Below are 17,108 nucleotides of genomic sequence, written 5' to 3' on the forward strand. Positions count from 1 at the left end.
CAATCCACTTTAAGCCACGAATACAAGCTTGCTGGTTAGGCATGTGAGCGCAGGCAGTACAAGTTGTACGACAAGCGAGCATAACGAAGCCAGCAAGCTTGTATTTGTGGCCTCCAATCATCTAGACGTTCGGAAAAGCTGACGATATGCGTGAACCCATCCTCTTGACCCCCGGCCCGCTGACCACGAGCCTGAAAACCAAAACCGCCATGCTCACCGACTGGGGCTCGTGGGATCGCGGTTTTAACGATCTGACTGCGGGCGTATGTACTGATCTGCTGGACATTGTCCACGGCGCGGAAACGCATGTATGCGTGCCGCTGCAAGGCTCCGGTACCTTTGCGGTGGAAGCCGCCATTGGCACCTTGTTGCCACGCCATGGCAAGTTGCTGGTGTTGGTCAACGGCGCCTACGGCAAGCGCATGGCGCGGGCGGTGGAGGTCATGGGCCGCCAGGTCGCCATTCTGGAAAGCGCGGAAGACCAACCGTCTGACCCGCAACAGTTGGCGGCACGGCTGGCACAAGACCCGGCCATTACCCACGTGGGCATTATCCATTGCGAAACCAGCACCGGCATTCTTAACCCGCTGGCGGAACTGGCGGACGTGGTGGCGCGCATGGGCCGCAAACTGATTATCGACAGTATGTCGGCCTTTGGTGCCTTGCCGATCGATGCCCGCAGTTTGCCGTTTGATGCGCTGATTGCCTCAGCCAACAAATGCCTGGAAGGCGTGCCCGGCATGGGGTTTGTCATTGCCCGCAAATCGGCATTGGTAGAAAGCCGTGGCAACAGCCATTCACTGTCCATGGATTTGCATGACCAGTATGTGTACATGCAAAAAACCGGCCAATGGCGCTTTACCCCGCCCACGCATGTGATTGCCGCCTTGCGTGCCGCGCTGGACCAATACCACGAAGAAGGCGGCCAGCCCGCCCGGCTGGCGCGCTATACCGCCAACTGCAACATGCTGGTCGAAGGCCTGCGCCGGCTGGAACTCAAGCCGTTTCTTGATCCGGCGGTGCAAGCACCGATCATCGTCACGTTCCACGCCCCGGCTCATCCGGATTACCACTTCCATTCCCTCTACGAAGCCGTACGCGAGAAAGGCTTTGTGCTGTATCCGGGCAAGCTCACCCAAGTGGAAACCTTCCGCGTCGGCTGCATTGGCGCCATTAACGAGGCCGAAATTGGCCAGGCCGTCGCCGCCATTGGCGAGGGTTTGCATCAACTGGGCTGGCTGTAATTTGAGCCGCGAACAAAATCCTGCTGGCTGCCCCGAAAAGGGGGGACCGGCACGTCAGGCTCACTTGCCGTACCAAACGTACTGTCTGGGTTTCGCCTGCGTTGCCATCACCGTTTCACTGGATTTTGTTCACGACTCAAACCCGGCAATCATTTTTCCATTATTCAGGGAAACGTCATGAGCATCGCACAACACATTGAAGCCGTTATTTTCGACTGGGCCGGCACCATGGTGGATTTTGGCTCGTTTGCCCCAACACAAGTGCTGGTCGAGGCCTTTGCCGGATTTAATATCCCCCTGGCGCTGAACGAGGCGCGCGGCCCCATGGGGGTGGGCAAGTGGCAGCACATTGAAGCACTCGCCAAAGACCCCGCCATTGCGCCGCGCTGGCAAGAACGCTTTGGCCGCCCCGCATGTGCTGAGGATATCGACGCGCTCTATGCCGCCTTCATGCCACTGCAATTGCAGCGTGTCGGTCATTACTCGCAGATGATTCCTGGTGCGCTGGAGCTCGCCGGCCTGTTGCGCAGCCATCAGATCAAGATCGGTTCTTGTTCCGGCTACCCGCGTCAGGTGATGAACGCGCTGTTGCCGATTGCGGCCGACGCCGGCTACAGCCCGGACTGCGCCATCGCGGCGGATGATCTCAAAGCCGGTGGCCGCCCCGGCCCATGGATGGCGCTGCAATGTGTGATTGATCTGGCGATCAACGAGGTGGCTGCCTGCGTCAAGGTGGATGACACCGTGCCGGGGATCACCGAAGGTCTGCGCGCCGGCATGTGGACGGTGGGTTTATCGGCCAGCGGCAATGAAGTTGGCCTGACCGCTGCCGAGTGGCACGCGCTGCCCGCCGCCGAGCGCACTAATCGCAAGGTGCCGGCCGAGGACAAATTGCGCGCCGCTGGTGCCCATTATGTGATCGATACCGTGGCGGATTTGTGGCCGGTGCTGCAAGACATTGCCGCCCGCCGCGTGCGCGGAGAGCGTCCGTGACCGCTGCGGCCAACCCGGCCTTGTCCCGGTCTGCGCTGGATTCCGCCCCGTTCCGGCCGTTCTGGCTGGCGCAGGCACTGGCGCGTGAACCGGTTCGCCCTATGCCCCCGTTGCAAGGGGATACCACAGCCGATGTGTGCATCATTGGTGGCGGATTTACCGGCTTGTGGACCGCCATCCAGCTCAAGCAGGCACAGCCGCAGCTGGACGTGATGATCATTGAGAAAGACGTGTGCGGCGCAGGGGCGTCTGGTCGCAACGGCGGTTGCCTGCTCACCTGGTCCAGCAAGTTTTTTACCCTGCAGCGGCTCTATGGTGAGGCCGAGGCATGCCGGCTGGTGCGTGCGTCTGAAGATGCCGTCTACCAGATCGCCAGTTTTTGCAAAGCACACGGCATTGAGGCAGAGCTGCGGCTGGATGGCACGCTCTACACGGCCACCAATGACGCGCAAAAAGGCGTCATGTCCCCCGTCATGCAGGCGCTGGCCGAGCGGGGTTTGTCTTCCTGGGCACAATGGGACGCGCTGGAAGTACAACGTCACGCCGGCTCTGCCGCCCACCTGGAAGGCTGGTTCTCTCCGGCGGCAGGTTCAGTCCAGCCCGGTTTACTGGTGCGCGGGCTGGCCCGGGTGGCGCGGCAAATGGGAGTGCGCATTCATGAAAACACCCCCATGCAAAGCCTGGTGGAAGATTTCCGGCCCCAGGTGATCACAGCGCAAGGGCGGGTGATTGCCGGCAAGGTGGTGCTGGCCATGAATGCCTGGATGGCCAGCAGCTTTGCGCAGTTCTCGCGCAGCATTGCGATTGTTTCCAGCGACATGATCATCACCGAGCCGCGTGAGTACCTGCTGGCGCATACCGGTCTGGATCACGGCACGGCGGTGATGGATTCGCGCACCTTTGTCTGTTACTACCGCAGCACTCCCGACGGCCGCATCATGCTGGGCAAGGGCGGTAATACCTTCGCCATGGGCGGGCGCATGCTACCTTCATTTGACGCGCCGAGCGTCTATCAGGGGCAATTGCACAAAGCGCTACGCCGCATGTTCCCGGCCTGGCACGACGTGCCGCTGGCGGCATCGTGGAACGGTGCGTCAGATCGCTCGGTGACGGGTTTGCCGTTTTTCGGGCATCTGCATGACCATCCCAACATCGTTTATGGGTTTGGTTATTCGGGGAACGGGGTCGGGCCCAGCTATATGGGCGGACAGATTCTGGCTTCGCTAGTGCGCGGCGAAGATAACGCCTGGACGCGCAGCGGTCTGGTGAAAGGACCACTGGGGTTTTTCCCGCCAGAACCGGTGCGTTATCTGGGGTCTTTGGTGGTACGTGACGCCATCCGCCGCAAGGAAGCGGCCGAAGATCATGGTTGCAAGCCTCGGGCGCTGGATAACTGGCTGGCGAAGTTTGCCGCGGCGGCGGGCAAGGCAGACAAGGGGTGAGGAGGGGGAGACTGACATACCCCGGACTCGTTATTCCGGTCTTCGGCGGCCCCTTGCGCGGGAATCCAGTACCTGTAGGGTGGATTCGCGTAGCAATCCATCGGTTGCAGGTGGATTGTCGCTATTGCTCCAAATCCACCCTACGCCACTGGCATACCCCTGGCTCGTCATTCCTGCGAAAGCAGGAATCCAGTTGTAAATGATTGCACCGCAGGCGCTGAACGGGGTTTGGGCAGCACGCATGAAAAAGCCCGCCTGCGGCGGGCCTTCTGGATTCCGGCGTTCGCCGGAATGACAAAATAGTGGTGTGCGAAAAAAGGCGCTATACCCGGCATGCCGGGACTTACTCTGCGCACACCTCACATATCAACTAGCCCGTTTGATCACCGACGTCGCCATGGCCACCGCGCTGGCGATATCCGACGCATTACCCGGCAGCAGCATGGTATTGCCTTGCTTGGCGATATTGCCAAAGGCCTCCACATATTGCTGTGCCACTTTCAGGTTCACGGCTTCCATGCCGCCTGGTTCGTTGATCGCCTGGCTCACCGCGTGCAACGCATCTGCTGTGGCTACCGCGACCAGACGCAGCGCCTCGGCTTCACCCTGGGCGCGGTTGATGGCGGCCTGTTTCTCACCCTCGGACTGGTTGATCCGCGCCTGCATATCACCTTCAGATTTCTGGATTGCGGCAGAACGCTCGCCAGTGGCCAGGTTGATCTGTTGCTGGCGGATACCTTCAGATTGCGCAATCAGCGCGCGCTTTTCACGCTCGGCGGTAATCTGCTGCTGCATGGCATGCAAGATTTCCTTGGGCGGCGTCAAATCCTTGATCTCGTAACGCAGCACCTTCACGCCCCAACTGGTCGCCGCCTCATCCAGCGCCAGAACAACGGCGCGGTTGATATCGTCACGCTCTTCAAAGGTTTTATCCATTTCCAGCTTGCCGATCACGGAACGCAGCGTGGTTTGCGCCAGTTGGGTAATGGCGACGATGTAATTGGATGAACCATAAGACGCCAGTTTCGGGTCCATGACCTGGAAATACAGAATCCCGTCGACCGTCAGTTGGGTATTGTCGCGGGTAATACAGACCTGGCTGGGCACATCCAGCGGAATTTCTTTCAGGCTGTGTTTGTAGGCCACGGCATCCACAAACGGCACCACAAAATTAAGACCCGGTTGCAATACCGCATGAAAACGGCCCAGGCGTTGCAATATCCAGGCTTCCTGTTGCGGTACAACGCGGAATGTCTTGGCAATGAAAATCACCACAATAACAAGCAATACAATTGCAAACGGCATGTGTTTCCCCTGAATGTGTTCTGGATTTACGGTTTGATTTCATGGCTGATCTGTCAGATCAAGCAGAGTGCGATCTCTTTTTGCGGGCATCAACAAGGCGGATTCAAAGCAGCAATTCCTTTACGGACGTGAGCATATTGTCCGGCAAATCAATTGTTGTTGATGGCCCGTAAAAAAGATGTAAAAACTCAGGCGCTGGCGGGCGGCAAAATATCAATCAACAAGATATTGCCGCGCTGTCCGGTAATGAAATAACTGGGCGCATTTTGCGGTACGCGGGTGTCGACAATTTCCGCGTCCCAGGTTGTGCCCCGATAACGGACGCGGGCATGGCGCATGTCCAGCCATTCATCCACTGTGACGCGGTGACCCAGGTCCAGCTGGTTCTGCACGGTATCGACCGGCACGATCTGGTGTTTGAGCTTCCAGCTGTGCAACAAGCCCACAGCGAACACCGCGCTGATCGAGGCCACAATGATCTGTGCGGGTGTGGATATGCCGATCAGGGACGAGATGCCGCCTACCGCCAGACCGCAGGCAATGGCGAGCATATACAAGGTGCCGGTGAGCATTTCCAGCCCGGCCAGCACCAGTGCAGCGATAAACCACATAGAAATATGTGACATGATTGAATGCCCCTCGGAAATGACAACTTGTTATTAGTACAAATATTTTTTGGGCGAACAGTGCTTTGACGCAAATTTGTCCGGCAAATTCCGTACAACGTGAAAAATCGGTTAAACACCATGCCAAACAATTTATTCTCAACCCGAAGTGGCGGGCAATAAAAAAGCGCCGGATATCCGGCGCTTTTTTTGTGAGGCAAGGCTCGCTTAGATAGCGATGGTTTCCAGCCCGCCCATATACGGGCGCAGCACGGCCGGTACAGTGACGCTACCATCAGCATTCTGGTAGTTTTCCAGCACGGCAACCAGTGTGCGACCTACCGCCAGGCCAGAACCATTCAGCGTATGCACCAGTTCCGGCTTGCCGGCGTCGTTACGGAAACGCGCTTGCATGCGGCGGGCCTGGAAGGCCTCGCAGTTCGAACAGCTGGAAATCTCACGATAGGTGTTCTGTGCCGGCAGCCAGACTTCCAGGTCATAGGTTTTGGCGGCGGTAAAGCCCATGTCGCCTGCGCACAGGCGCACCACACGGTAAGGCAGTTCCAGCTTTTGCAAAATGGCTTCGGCATGGCCGACCATTTCTTCCAGCGCGGCATCGGATTTTTCCGGATGCTCAATGCGCACCATTTCTACCTTGTCGAACTGGTGCTGGCGGATCATGCCACGGGTATCCCGGCCATAAGAGCCGGCTTCGGAACGGAAACACGGCGAATGGGCAGTCAGTTTCACCGGCAGGTCTTCTGCGCCGAGAATGCTGTCGCGCACGGTGTTGGTCAGCGAGATTTCGGCCGTCGAAATCAGGTATTGCGTCACCGGGTTGTCTTCACCGCCTTTTTCTACCCGGAACATGTCTTCGGCAAACTTGGGCAACTGGCCAGTGCCGTACAGCACTTCCGGATTGACGATATACGGGGTGTAGGTCTCGGCATAGCCGTGTTCTTCGGTATGCGTGTTGAGCATGAACTGCGCCAGCGCCCGGTGCAGGCGGGCAATGCCGCTGCGCAACACGGTAAAACGTGCGCCGGAGAGTTTGGCGCCGGTTTCAAAGTCCAGACCCAGTGGCGTCCCGACGTCGACGTGATCCTTCACTTCAAAATCAAAAGCGCGTGGCGTGCCCCAACGGCGTACTTCTACGTTATCCGCGTCATCCTTCCCGGCGGGGGTGTCCGCGCGCGGCAGGTTGGGGATCGCCAGCAAAAATGCGTTGAGCTTTTCCTGCAGCGCGGCCAGCGCTGTTTCGCTGGCTTTCATTTCATCACCCAGGTTGGCAACCTCGGCCATGATGGCGGAGACATCCTCACCCTTGGCCTTGGCCGCACCGATCATTTTGGAAGAGGAATTGCGCTTGGCCTGCAATTCTTGCGTGCGGGTTTGCAGGGTTTTGCGTTCGGCTTCCAGCGCGGTAAACGTGGCAGCATCAAACACAAAGTTACGGGCTGCCAGGCGGGCAACCACGTTATCAAGGTCATTACGGAGCAGATTGATATCGAGCATATTGGCCGTTGTCTAGTCAGGTCAGGCTATGTTTCGGTAAATGGAATTGGCGCGGGCCTCAGGCCCGCAGATGGTGCGATTCTACCTGTTTCGCTCGTGCCATGCGGCATCCAGTTCAGCCAGGTGCCTGAGTTTCTCGGCAATTTTTGCTTCCAGCCCGCGTGGCACCGGTTCGTAGAACACAGTGCCTTCCAGCCCTTCCGGCAAGTAAGTCTCGCCCGCGGCATAGGCTTCGGGCTCGTCATGGGCATAGCGGTAGAGCTTGCCGTAGCCCAGTTCTTTCATCAGTTTGGTCGGCGCATTGCGTAAATGCTCAGGCACCGGGCGGGATTTATCCTTGTGGACCAGCCCGCGCGCCTGGTTATAGGCGTTGTAACCGGCGTTGGATTTGGGGGCGATGGCGAGATAAATCACCGCTTGCCCCAGTGCCAGTTCACCCTCCGGGCTACCCAGGCGTTCCCAGGTTTCAGCCGCATCCAGCGTGATCTGTGCGGCGCGTGGATCGGCCAGACCAATGTCTTCCCATGCCATGCGCACAATGCGCCGTGCCAGATAACGCGGATCAGCGCCGCCATCCAGCATGCGGGTCAGCCAGTACAGTGCACCATCCGGGTTGGAACCGCGTACCGATTTGTGCAGGGCGGAGATCTGGTCGTAAAACGCATCTCCGCCTTTGTCGAAACGGCGGGCATTGAGCGACAGCGCGTTTTCCAGAAAAGCGGCATCAATCCCGGTGATCTGACTGGCATGCGCTGCGTGCGCGCTTTGTTCAATCAGGTTGAGCATGCGGCGGGCATCGCCATCGGCGTAACCGGTCCACACCGCAATGGCGTCAGCGGTGGCGGATAGATCGGGAAAACACGCCAGCGCACGCTGCACCAGTTCACCCAGTTCTTCATCCGTCAGGGCCTTGAGCACATAGACCTGCGCGCGGGACAACAGCGCGGCATTGACCTCAAATGATGGGTTTTCTGTGGTCGCGCCAATAAACGTGACAAGGCCGGATTCCACAAATGGCAAGAACGCATCTTGCTGCGACTTGTTGAAGCGGTGAACTTCATCCACAAACAAAATGGTTTTGCGACCGCGTGCCTGGTATTGCTCTGCCAGCTCCATCGCGGCGCGGATATCTTTCACCCCGGAGAACACCGCAGACAGCGGAATGAACTCCGCATCAAACGTTCCGGCCAGCAGACGCGCCAGCGTGGTTTTACCCACGCCCGGCGGTCCCCACAGAATCATGGAGTGAATCTGCCCGGCAGCAATGGCCAGTGCCAGCGGCTTGCCAGTCGCCAGCAAATGGCGCTGACCGACAACTTCAGCAACGGCGCGCGGCCGCAACCGCTCTGCCAGCGGTTCAGCCGGTTTGTCCGCAGAGAAAAGGTCATTCTCGAACGACATCTACATCCTTCGGTGGCGTGAAGTGAAACAGGCCCGTGTCGAGTTTGGGGTTGGTCACAATCTGGCTAAAACGGATTTGTGTGGTCTGGCCAAATTTATCGAACAGGTCCATGCGCTGAATCTGGCCGTTGGCAAGACCCAGACGGATATGTTCAAAGCTGCTGTCGTCACGTTTGGGCGTGGCTTCCAGCCAGGCAAGGCCATCCTGATCGGGCAGGGCTTTGAGGGTGTAGTTTTTTTCCCAGGACGTATCGCCTGCCAGCAGGGCGGCGGGGCTGCTTTCCAGGGCATTGGCGACGTTTTTGGAGGTCGCCTGTTTCAGATCCTGATCGTATAGCCAGACTTCTTTGGCATCACCCACAATCAGTTGTTGATAAGGTTTTTGATATTCCCAACGGAATTTTCCGGGAATTACGATTGCAACATTACCGGTGCTGGTCTGGGTTTTTCCTTTACCAACCACACTTTGCGTGAATTGCGCCTTGAGTGAATGGGTAGAACCCAGGAATTGTTTCAGATCACCAATCGCATCAGCGTGGGCAAAACTGGTGATCAAAGCGGCAAAGGCGCCACACAGAATCTGGATACGCATTGTTGTTTCTTGCTCCTTGCAGATTGAGAGTCATTAACACAATCGGCCGCGTTACGCTCACTTGCCGTACTCATTGTACTGTCTTCGCTTTGCGCGCCTTGCCAGCATCGCTACGCTGGCTTGTGTTAATGACTCTGAGACATACAACAACAGACACGCCTTCTCTGCAAGCGTTCTGCAAATAAAAAAACCCCGCCTTCTGGCGGGGTTTTCTCCAGACCGACGCTGATATTACTGAGCGGCCGGCTTGGTTTCTTCGTGAATACCTTGAACGTCGATTTCTACGCGACGATCCGGAGCCAGGCACTCGATCAGCTTCTTGCGGTTCTTGACCTTGGCGCAAGTATCGCCAGTGACCGGATCGGCCTTGCCACGGCTTTGTGCGTCAATCTTGTCAGCCGGAGCGCCCTTGCTCACCAGGTAGTCAGCAACGGACTTGGCGCGCTTGTAGCCCAGATCGAAGTTGTACTTTTCGCTGCCGATACGGTCGGTGTAACCAACCACAACAGCCTTGCCTTCCTTCGGATCCAGATCCTTCACTTGTTCGTACAGCTTGTCCAGAGCGTCCTTGCCTTCTGGCTTCAGGGTGGCTTTGTTGAATTCGAACAGCACGTCAGCCTTCAGGGTGAAATGCTTGGAAACAGTGACCGGGACCGGAACAGGTGCCGGAGCCGGAGCCGGGGCAGGTGCCGGGGCCGGAGCAGCAACAGGCTCAACATAGCCAGCGCAGCCCTTCACAGCCTTTTCCTTGCTCCAGGTGCCGGTTTGCCAGCACTCACCGATGCCGTTCTTTACAACGCCTTCCGGGTTGTCGTCTTTGACATTGGTGCTGTTAGTCAGATATGCATCAGTTGCGGCAAAGGCGGAAGCGGAAACACCGAGGGCCGCTACAACGGCCAGGCTCGACATCGATTGCTTGAGCGACAGCATAGTTTTTTCTCCTGGTTGAATATCGTTCGATTGCGATGTTTATAGTAGTACAGACGCTACTGGATATAACTGACCCGCAAGGGATGTCAAGGCTATTCTCCAATACACCGCACATTCTAGTAGCTTAACTTTACCGCGCGCAAATAAAAGGAATGTGAAATTTTGACAGCCTGTTGTCAAAATTGGTGTGTAAACCACACCATGTTAAACTCCAGGCAGTTTGGCGCGTGCGTGAGCGCTGCGCGACCCCACATTTTATGATCAGGCCCCTTGCGGGCCGCAACGGCGGATCGATTCGACCAAGATGTCCGAACAGCAAAGCTTTGCCAAAGAAACGATTCCCGTCAGCCTTGAAGAGGAAATGCGTCGCTCCTACCTCGATTACGCCATGAGCGTGATCGTCGGGCGCGCGTTGCCTGATGTGCGTGACGGTCTCAAGCCTGTGCATCGCCGCATTCTTTATGCGATGCATGATAGCAACAACGTGTGGAACCGCGCCTACGTGAAATGCGCCCGGGTGATCGGTAACGTGCTGGGTAAATACCACCCGCACGGCGACTCCGCAGCGTATGAAGCACTGGTGCGGATGGCCCAGAACTTCTCGTTGCGCTATACATTGATCGATGGCCAGGGCAACTTCGGGTCTATCGATGGCGATGCCGCCGCCGCGTATCGTTATACAGAGTGTCGCCTTTCGCGTATTTCCAGCGAGTTGCTGTCTGATATCGATAAAGAAACGGTCGACTTCACGCCCAACTACGACGAAAAGGAACTGGAGCCATCGGTGCTGCCGACGCGCGTGCCCAACCTGCTGGTCAATGGCTCCTCCGGCATTGCCGTGGGTATGGCAACCAACATCCCGCCGCACAACCTGGTTGAAGTGGTCAACGCAGCCCTGGCGCTGTTGCAGAACGCCGAACTCACGGTGGATGACCTGATCGATTTCATCCCTGCTCCGGATTTCCCGACCGCAGGCATTATTTATGGTGTGGCTGGCGTGCGTGAGGGTTATCGCACTGGTCGCGGCCGCGTGCTGATGCGTGCGCGCACTCACGTGGAAGATATTCCACGTAGTGCAGATCGCCAGGCGCTGGTGGTCGACGAGCTGCCGTACCAGGTCAACAAGGCGCGTCTGCTGGAGCGCATTGGCGAGCTGGTTCGTTCCAAGCTGATTGAAGGCATTTCTGAAATTCGCGATGAGTCGGATAAATCCGGCATGCGCGTGGTGATTGAGCTCAAGCGCGGCGAAGTGCCGGATGTGGTGCTCAATAACCTGTTCAAGCAGACTCAACTGCAAGACAGCTTCGGTATCAACATGGTGGCACTGGTCGACGGCCAGCCGCGTCTGTTGAACCTCAAGCAAGTGCTTGAGAGCTTCCTCAAGCACCGTCGTGAAGTGGTCACACGCCGCACCGCCTTTGAACTGAAGAAGGCACGTGAGCGCGGTCACATCCTGGAAGGTCTGGCGGTAGCGCTGTCCAATGTGGACGACATCATTGCCCTGATCAAGGCCGCGCCGACCCCGGCCGAAGCCAAGGTAGGCCTGATGGAGCGCGTGTGGCGCTCGCAACTGGTAGAAGACATGCTGGCGCGCGCGGATATGTCCGCATCGCGTCCGGATGGTCTGGGCGAAGGCTTTGGTCTGGGCCGCGACGGTTATCGTTTGTCTGATGCGCAGGCACAGGCCATTCTGGAACTGCGTCTGCAGCGCCTGACCGGTCTGGAACAAGACAAGATTGTCACCGAGTACAAAGAAATCATGGAACGTATCCTTGATTTGCTCGACATTCTTGCCCGTCCGGAGCGCGTGACCGAGATCATCGCCACGGAACTGGAAGAAGTAAAAACCACCTTTGGTGACAAGCGTCGTTCTGAAATCGTGGCCCATGCCGAGGACATCAACCTCGAAGACCTGATCACCCCGCAAGACATGGTGGTGACGCTGACGCATGGTGGCTACATGAAAGCCACGCCGACCGAGGAATATCGCGCGCAGCGCCGTGGCGGCCGTGGCAAGCAAGCCGCAGCCACCAAAGAAGACGATTTCATCGACAACCTGTTTGTCGCCAATACGCACGATTACATTCTGAGCTTCTCGTCACGCGGCCGCGTTTACTGGCTGAAGGTGTATGAAGTCCCGCAGGGTGGCCGCAACAGCCGTGGCAAGCCGATCAACAATCTGCTGCCGCTGGAAGAAGGCGAGAAGATCAACGCCATCTTGCCGGTGAAGGAGTTCACCGATGACCAGTTTGTGTTCATGGCCACAGCCGACGGTACAGTCAAAAAGACCCCGCTGACCGCGTTCTCTCGCCCGATGCGTCGCGGCATCATCGCCATCAACCTGGACGAGGGTAATTACCTTGTGGGTGTCGCGCTGACCCGTGGCAAGGGTGGTGTGGTGGTGGATGATGAAAGCGGTGCCGAGGACGACACCGTGGTGGAAGACGAGTCGCTGGAAGAGGGCGATGTGGCCAGCATCGAAGGCGATCAGGTCATGCTGTTCTCTGACGCTGGCAAGTCTGTCCGCTTTGCGGAAGACAAGGTTCGCCCGATGGGCCGGAACTCCCGCGGCGTGCGCGGCATGAAGCTGGCTGACGGTCAGAAACTGATTTCGCTGCTGGTTGCCAGCCCGGAAAACACCACGCAGCAAGTGCTCACCGCGACGGAAAACGGTTACGGCAAGCGTACCCCGGTCGGCGATTACCGCCTGACCAGCCGTGGCACGCAAGGCGTGATCGCCATTGATACCGGCGAACGTAACGGCAAGCTGGTGGCGGCGACGCTGGTGGAAGAGGCGGATGACGTCATGCTGATCACCACGGGTGGCGTGCTGATCCGGACCAAGGTCGCAGAAATTCGCGAAACCGGTCGTGCAGCGCAAGGTGTGCGCCTGATTAACCTGGACGAAGGCGAGTTGCTCTCCGGTCTGGAAAAAGTGGTTGAAGCCGATTCGGACGACGAAGTTGAAGCCGAAGATGCCGAGGCCGCCGGCAGCACCGAAACCGGTGCGACCGATCAGCCGGAATAAACGTAGTCTCTGATCGGTGATGCACCCGTGTCATCACGTACTGCAACGCGACCGTTTTTACGGTCGCGTTGTGTTTCTCTGGAGTGACGACCATGAATGGCTTGTGGCTACCGGTAGAAGAACCGGTGTTTTTTGAACAGTTGCAGCAGTGGTTCATGAACCTGCCGCACTGTCGTGAGCTGGGCATGGAGTTTGCCAATGCCGAGCGCGGCCGTATTACCCTCAAACTTCCCTTCAGCGACAAGCTGATCGGCAATCCGCATACCCGCGTCATTCACGGTGGCGTGGTGACTTCCCTGATCGATACCGCCAGCGGTACTGCGATCTATTCTTTGCTGCGTGCGCCAGAGCCGGTAGCCACGCTGGATCTGCGGATTGATTACCTGCGCCCGGCCCGGCCGGATCTGCCGGTGTATTGCACCGCCGAATGTTATCGCCTGACTGATCATGTGGCCTTTACCCGCGCCACGGCGTATCAGGATGACCCGGAGAAACCGGTGGCGCATGGTGTTGCAACCTTCGCCCGGGGCATGGAGCCCAAAGGGAGTACCGGCATTGCCAGCACAGGAGAAACAGCATGAGCGCACTGGCCAATATCCAGACCATTGACGATTTGTCTCGCGCCATTGCCGCCATTCCGTATGCCAGCTTGCTGGGGATTGAAGTACGGGAAGAAGACGGCGAACCGCTGTTTTATCTGCCATTCAAAGACAAGAACATTGGCAACACCATCCTGCCGGCGCTGCATGGCGGCGTGATTGGCGGTTTCCTGGAAAACGCCGCCGTGCTGCATCTGATGTGGCAACGCGAAGGCGAGGGCATTCCACGGGTGATCGATTTTTCAATCGACTATCTGCGTACCGGCCGCGCGCAGGACCTCTATTGCCGCTGCGAAATCGTGCGCCAGGGCAAGCGCATTGCCAATGTGCTGATGACCGCCTGGCAAGATGATCGCAGCAAGCCCGTCGCCCAGGCGCGTGCGCATTTTTTGCTGGCCTGACCGGGCTTTGGCACCAATGGCAATCAGTGCGGTCTGATATGCCGTGGATTTTGCAGTTCTGTTTCCCCCGTCTTTGCCGCAGATGGATAAAATGAACCTCCCGGCCGCTCCTGGCCCGGAGACATGCCAACAAGGATCACCATGACCCAAGTCTACAATTTCAGCTCTGGCCCGGCCGTATTGCCCCGGGACGTTTTGCTTACCGTTCAGGCGGAAATGACCGATTGGCATGGTTCTGGCATGTGCGTCATGGAAATGAGCCACCGGGGTAAAGAATTCACCCAGATCATTCATGAAGCGGAAGCCGATTTCCGCAAGCTGCTGAATATTCCGGCCAATTACAAGGTGCTGTTCCTGCAGGGCGGGGCGCACTTCAATTTCAGCATGCTGCCCTTGAACCTGGCGACAGAATCGTCGGCGGTGGATTACGTCGATACCGGCCACTGGTCGCGTATTGCGATCAAGGAAGCGCGGCGTTACGCCAAGGTCAATGTCGTGGCCTCCAATGAGGACCGCAACGGCACCTATGTGCCGGATGAAGCCAGCTGGAAGCGCAGCGATAACGCGGCGTACCTGCACTATTGCTCCAATGAAACGATTGGCGGCGTCGAGTTCCAGCACACGCCCGATAGCGGTGACGTGCCGCTGGTGTGCGATATGTCGTCCAACATTCTCTCAAGACCGCTGGATATCGCCCGCTATGGGCTGATTTACGCCGGGGCACAAAAGAATATCGGCCCGTCGGGCATGACGCTGGCCATCATCCGCGAAGACCTGCTGGGCAAGGCCCGCGCCGGTACGCCGACCATGATGGATTACCAGGTGCATGCCGCTGCCGATTCGCTCTACAACACGCCGCCGACCTTTGCCATTTACGTGGCCGGTCTGGTGTTCAAGTGGCTGTTGAACAATGGTGGCGTTGGGGCGATGGAAGCGCGCAATATCGAAAAAGCATCGTTGCTGTATGAAACCATTGATAACTCCAACGGCTTTTACAACTGTCCGGTAGAGCGCCCGTTCCGTTCGCGCATGAATGTGCCGTTCCGGCTGGCAGACGAAGCGCTGGATGATGCGTTCCTGGAAGGCGCGCAAGCGCACGGCTTGTTGCAACTGAAGGGCCATCGTTCCGTGGGCGGCATGCGGGCTTCCATTTACAACGCCATGCCGCTGGAAGGCGTGCGGGCGTTGACGGAGTTCATGCGCGATTTTGCGCGCAGCAAATAAGCGCGTTTACCGGTCGTGCTCTCGCTGAGAGGGTCGGTGGTACACTGCGCGCTGGTGCAAGTCATTTGCACATTGAATACATAAAACATTGCCACAGGAGAGGGCATGTCTGACGAGCTGCTCAAGGGCCATCGTGATGCGATTGATCGTATCGACGCAGAAATTCTCAAGCTGTTGAACCAGCGTGCCGAGCACGCCCGCACCATTGGCGAGATCAAGGGTGGTGGCGTGGTATACCGGCCGGAGCGCGAGGCGCAAGTGCTGGCGCGTATCAAGTCGCTCAACACCGGGCCTTTGTCTGACGAAGCGGCTGCCAAACTGTTCCGTGAGGTGATGTCGGCGTGTCTGGCGCTGGAGCGTCCGCTGACCATCGCCTATTTGGGGCCGGAAGGCACATTCAGCCAGGCTGCCGCCATCAAACACTTTGGTCATGCCGCCAATACGCTGGCTTGTGGTTCGATTGACGAAGCATTCCGGGTGGTGGAATCGGGTTCGGCTGACTATGTGGTTGCGCCCGTCGAGAACTCTACCGAAGGCGCTGTCGGCCGCACGCTGGATCTTATGGTCAGCTCGCCGCTCAATATTTGTGGCGAAGTGGTACTACGCATTCATCACCATCTTTTGCGCAAAGGCGAAGGCGTGGCCGGCATTTTGCGGGTGTATTCGCATGCACAAAGCCTGGCGCAATGCCATGAATGGCTGAACAAGAATCTGCCGGCTGGCGTGGAGCGGATTTCTGTCTCCAGCAATGCCGAAGCGGCCCGTCTGGCCAGCAAGGAACCCAATAGCGCCGCCATTGCCGGTGATGCTGCCGCCGAGCGTTTTGGCCTGACGCGGCTGGCCCAGAATATTGAAGACGAACCGAACAACACCACGCGTTTTCTGGTGCTGGGCGGGCAAGCGACTGGCCCGTCGGGCAAGGATCGGACTTCGTTGGTGGTGTCCGCCCCCAATCGGCCGGGTGCGCTTGCCTCGCTGGTGGAGCCGTTGTCCGTCAATGGTGTTTCCATGAGCAAGTTTGAAAGCCGCCCCAGCCGGACCGGTCTGTGGGAATACGTGTTCTTTATCGATGTGGAAGGGCACGTGTCTGAATCACGCGTCGCCAATGCACTGGATGCGCTGGGCAACGTCGCTGCCTTTGTCAAAGTGCTGGGCTCTTACCCGCAAGCCGTACTCTAGAACCCGACCGGGCAGGCCCGGAACTGGATCGCGTCATGAAATCAGTGGTGGTGTTTTGTGGTTCCCGCAAGGGCGAACGCCCGGAATACCTGGCTGCGGCGCGGGAACTGGGGCAAGTGCTGGCCGAACGTGAACTGACGCTGGTCTACGGTGGCGGCCGCGTGGGCCTGATGGGCGCTGTGGCCGAAGCCGCGCTGGATGCCGGCGGCAAGGTGATCGGCGTGATCCCGGCCTTCATGCGTGAGCGTGAACTGGCACTGGCGCAATGCACGGAGCTGATCGTGGTCGACTCCATGCATACCCGCAAGGCCCGCATGGCAGAACTGGGCGATGCCTTCATTGCCATGGCCGGTGGTTTTGGCACCTTTGACGAGTTGTTCGAAATCCTGACCTGGGGCCAGATTGGTATTCACGGCAAGCCGGTGGGGTTGTTGAATACAGCGGGTTATTACACCGGCTTGTACCAGTTCCTGGGCCAGACCGTGACTGAGGGCTTTGTGCACGACGGCGAACTGGCCAAACTGCAAATGGCCGATACCCCCACCGCGCTGGTCGAGCGTCTGGCCGCCACGCCGGTGTTGCCGGCGCGCTGGCAAAAAGCCGATCTCTTCAGCAAGACCTGATGCCCCGGCGTGACTCCCACGCCATTC

Annotated in this window: 15 protein-coding genes; 9 read left to right on the forward strand and 6 right to left on the reverse strand. The window is 58.2% G+C overall.

Going from position 1 to position 17,108, the window contains the following annotated elements:
* The first annotated feature begins 146 nt into the window (after window positions 1-146).
* The 3 genes from HNQ50_RS02200 (at window position 147) to HNQ50_RS02210 (ending at window position 3,679) form a co-directional block, all read left to right on the forward strand.
* A complete protein-coding gene (locus tag HNQ50_RS02200; RefSeq protein ID WP_184097095.1) occupies window positions 147-1,244 on the forward strand; it encodes a 2-aminoethylphosphonate--pyruvate transaminase in 1,098 nt (365 codons plus the stop codon).
* A gap of 177 nt (window positions 1,245-1,421) precedes the next feature.
* On the forward strand, window positions 1,422-2,237 hold the full coding sequence (phnX, locus tag HNQ50_RS02205; protein WP_184097097.1) for a phosphonoacetaldehyde hydrolase: 816 nt from the start codon (window positions 1,422-1,424) through the stop codon (window positions 2,235-2,237).
* Window positions 2,234-3,679, forward strand: a complete 1,446-nt coding sequence (locus HNQ50_RS02210; protein WP_221302953.1) for an FAD-dependent oxidoreductase — start codon at window positions 2,234-2,236, stop codon at window positions 3,677-3,679. The genes phnX and HNQ50_RS02210 overlap by 4 nt, the downstream gene beginning before the upstream one ends.
* 366 nt (window positions 3,680-4,045) lie before the next feature.
* Here the strand turns inward: HNQ50_RS02210 and HNQ50_RS02215 are convergent, their stop codons facing one another.
* The 6 genes from HNQ50_RS02215 to HNQ50_RS02240 form a co-directional block, all read right to left on the reverse strand.
* Window positions 4,046-4,984 carry an SPFH domain-containing protein gene (locus HNQ50_RS02215; RefSeq protein WP_184097099.1) on the reverse strand — a complete coding sequence of 313 codons (939 nt, stop codon included), beginning with the start codon at window positions 4,982-4,984 and terminating at the stop codon, window positions 4,046-4,048.
* 188 nt (window positions 4,985-5,172) lie between these two features.
* Window positions 5,173-5,610, reverse strand: a complete 438-nt coding sequence (locus HNQ50_RS02220; RefSeq protein ID WP_184097101.1) for an NfeD family protein — start codon at window positions 5,608-5,610, stop codon at window positions 5,173-5,175.
* A 207-nt stretch (window positions 5,611-5,817) separates the two neighbouring features.
* Complete coding sequence (serS, locus tag HNQ50_RS02225) at window positions 5,818-7,104, reverse strand: serine--tRNA ligase (RefSeq protein ID WP_184097103.1); 1,287 nt, start codon at window positions 7,102-7,104, stop codon at window positions 5,818-5,820.
* 81 nt (window positions 7,105-7,185) lie between these two features.
* A complete protein-coding gene (locus HNQ50_RS02230) occupies window positions 7,186-8,505 on the reverse strand; it encodes a replication-associated recombination protein A (RefSeq protein WP_184097105.1) in 1,320 nt (439 codons plus the stop codon).
* A complete protein-coding gene (gene lolA, locus HNQ50_RS02235) occupies window positions 8,489-9,097 on the reverse strand; it encodes an outer membrane lipoprotein periplasmic chaperone LolA (protein WP_184097107.1) in 609 nt (202 codons plus the stop codon). Before lolA ends, HNQ50_RS02230 begins: the two co-directional genes overlap by 17 nt.
* Window positions 9,098-9,328: 231 nt before the next feature.
* On the reverse strand, window positions 9,329-10,027 hold the full coding sequence (locus HNQ50_RS02240; protein WP_184097109.1) for an OmpA family protein: 699 nt from the start codon (window positions 10,025-10,027) through the stop codon (window positions 9,329-9,331).
* Between the two features lie 304 nt (window positions 10,028-10,331).
* On the opposite strand from HNQ50_RS02240, the gene gyrA reads away from it, so the two are divergent.
* The 6 genes from gyrA to HNQ50_RS02270 all read left to right on the forward strand — a co-directional run bounded on the left by gyrA (window position 10,332) and on the right by HNQ50_RS02270 (window position 17,081).
* A complete protein-coding gene (gene gyrA, locus HNQ50_RS02245) occupies window positions 10,332-13,055 on the forward strand; it encodes a DNA gyrase subunit A (RefSeq protein WP_184097111.1) in 2,724 nt (907 codons plus the stop codon).
* Between the two features lie 92 nt (window positions 13,056-13,147).
* Window positions 13,148-13,636, forward strand: coding sequence for a PaaI family thioesterase (locus HNQ50_RS02250; RefSeq protein ID WP_184097113.1), 489 nt, complete (start codon window positions 13,148-13,150; stop codon window positions 13,634-13,636).
* Window positions 13,633-14,055 (forward strand): PaaI family thioesterase, encoded by a 423-nt coding sequence (locus tag HNQ50_RS02255; RefSeq protein WP_184097115.1) that lies wholly within the window; start codon window positions 13,633-13,635, stop codon window positions 14,053-14,055. Before HNQ50_RS02250 ends, HNQ50_RS02255 begins: the two co-directional genes overlap by 4 nt.
* A 141-nt stretch (window positions 14,056-14,196) precedes the next feature.
* Window positions 14,197-15,279, forward strand: coding sequence for a 3-phosphoserine/phosphohydroxythreonine transaminase (gene serC / locus HNQ50_RS02260; protein WP_184097117.1), 1,083 nt, complete (start codon window positions 14,197-14,199; stop codon window positions 15,277-15,279).
* A gap of 105 nt (window positions 15,280-15,384) precedes the next feature.
* On the forward strand, window positions 15,385-16,458 hold the full coding sequence (gene pheA / locus HNQ50_RS02265; protein ID WP_184097119.1) for a prephenate dehydratase: 1,074 nt from the start codon (window positions 15,385-15,387) through the stop codon (window positions 16,456-16,458).
* Window positions 16,459-16,493: 35 nt separating this feature from the next.
* On the forward strand, window positions 16,494-17,081 hold the full coding sequence (locus HNQ50_RS02270; protein ID WP_184097121.1) for an LOG family protein: 588 nt from the start codon (window positions 16,494-16,496) through the stop codon (window positions 17,079-17,081).
* The last annotated feature ends 27 nt before the right edge of the window (window positions 17,082-17,108 follow it).

The organism is Silvimonas terrae, from assembly GCF_014202765.1.
GTDB lineage: Bacteria > Pseudomonadota > Gammaproteobacteria > Burkholderiales > Chitinibacteraceae > Silvimonas > Silvimonas terrae.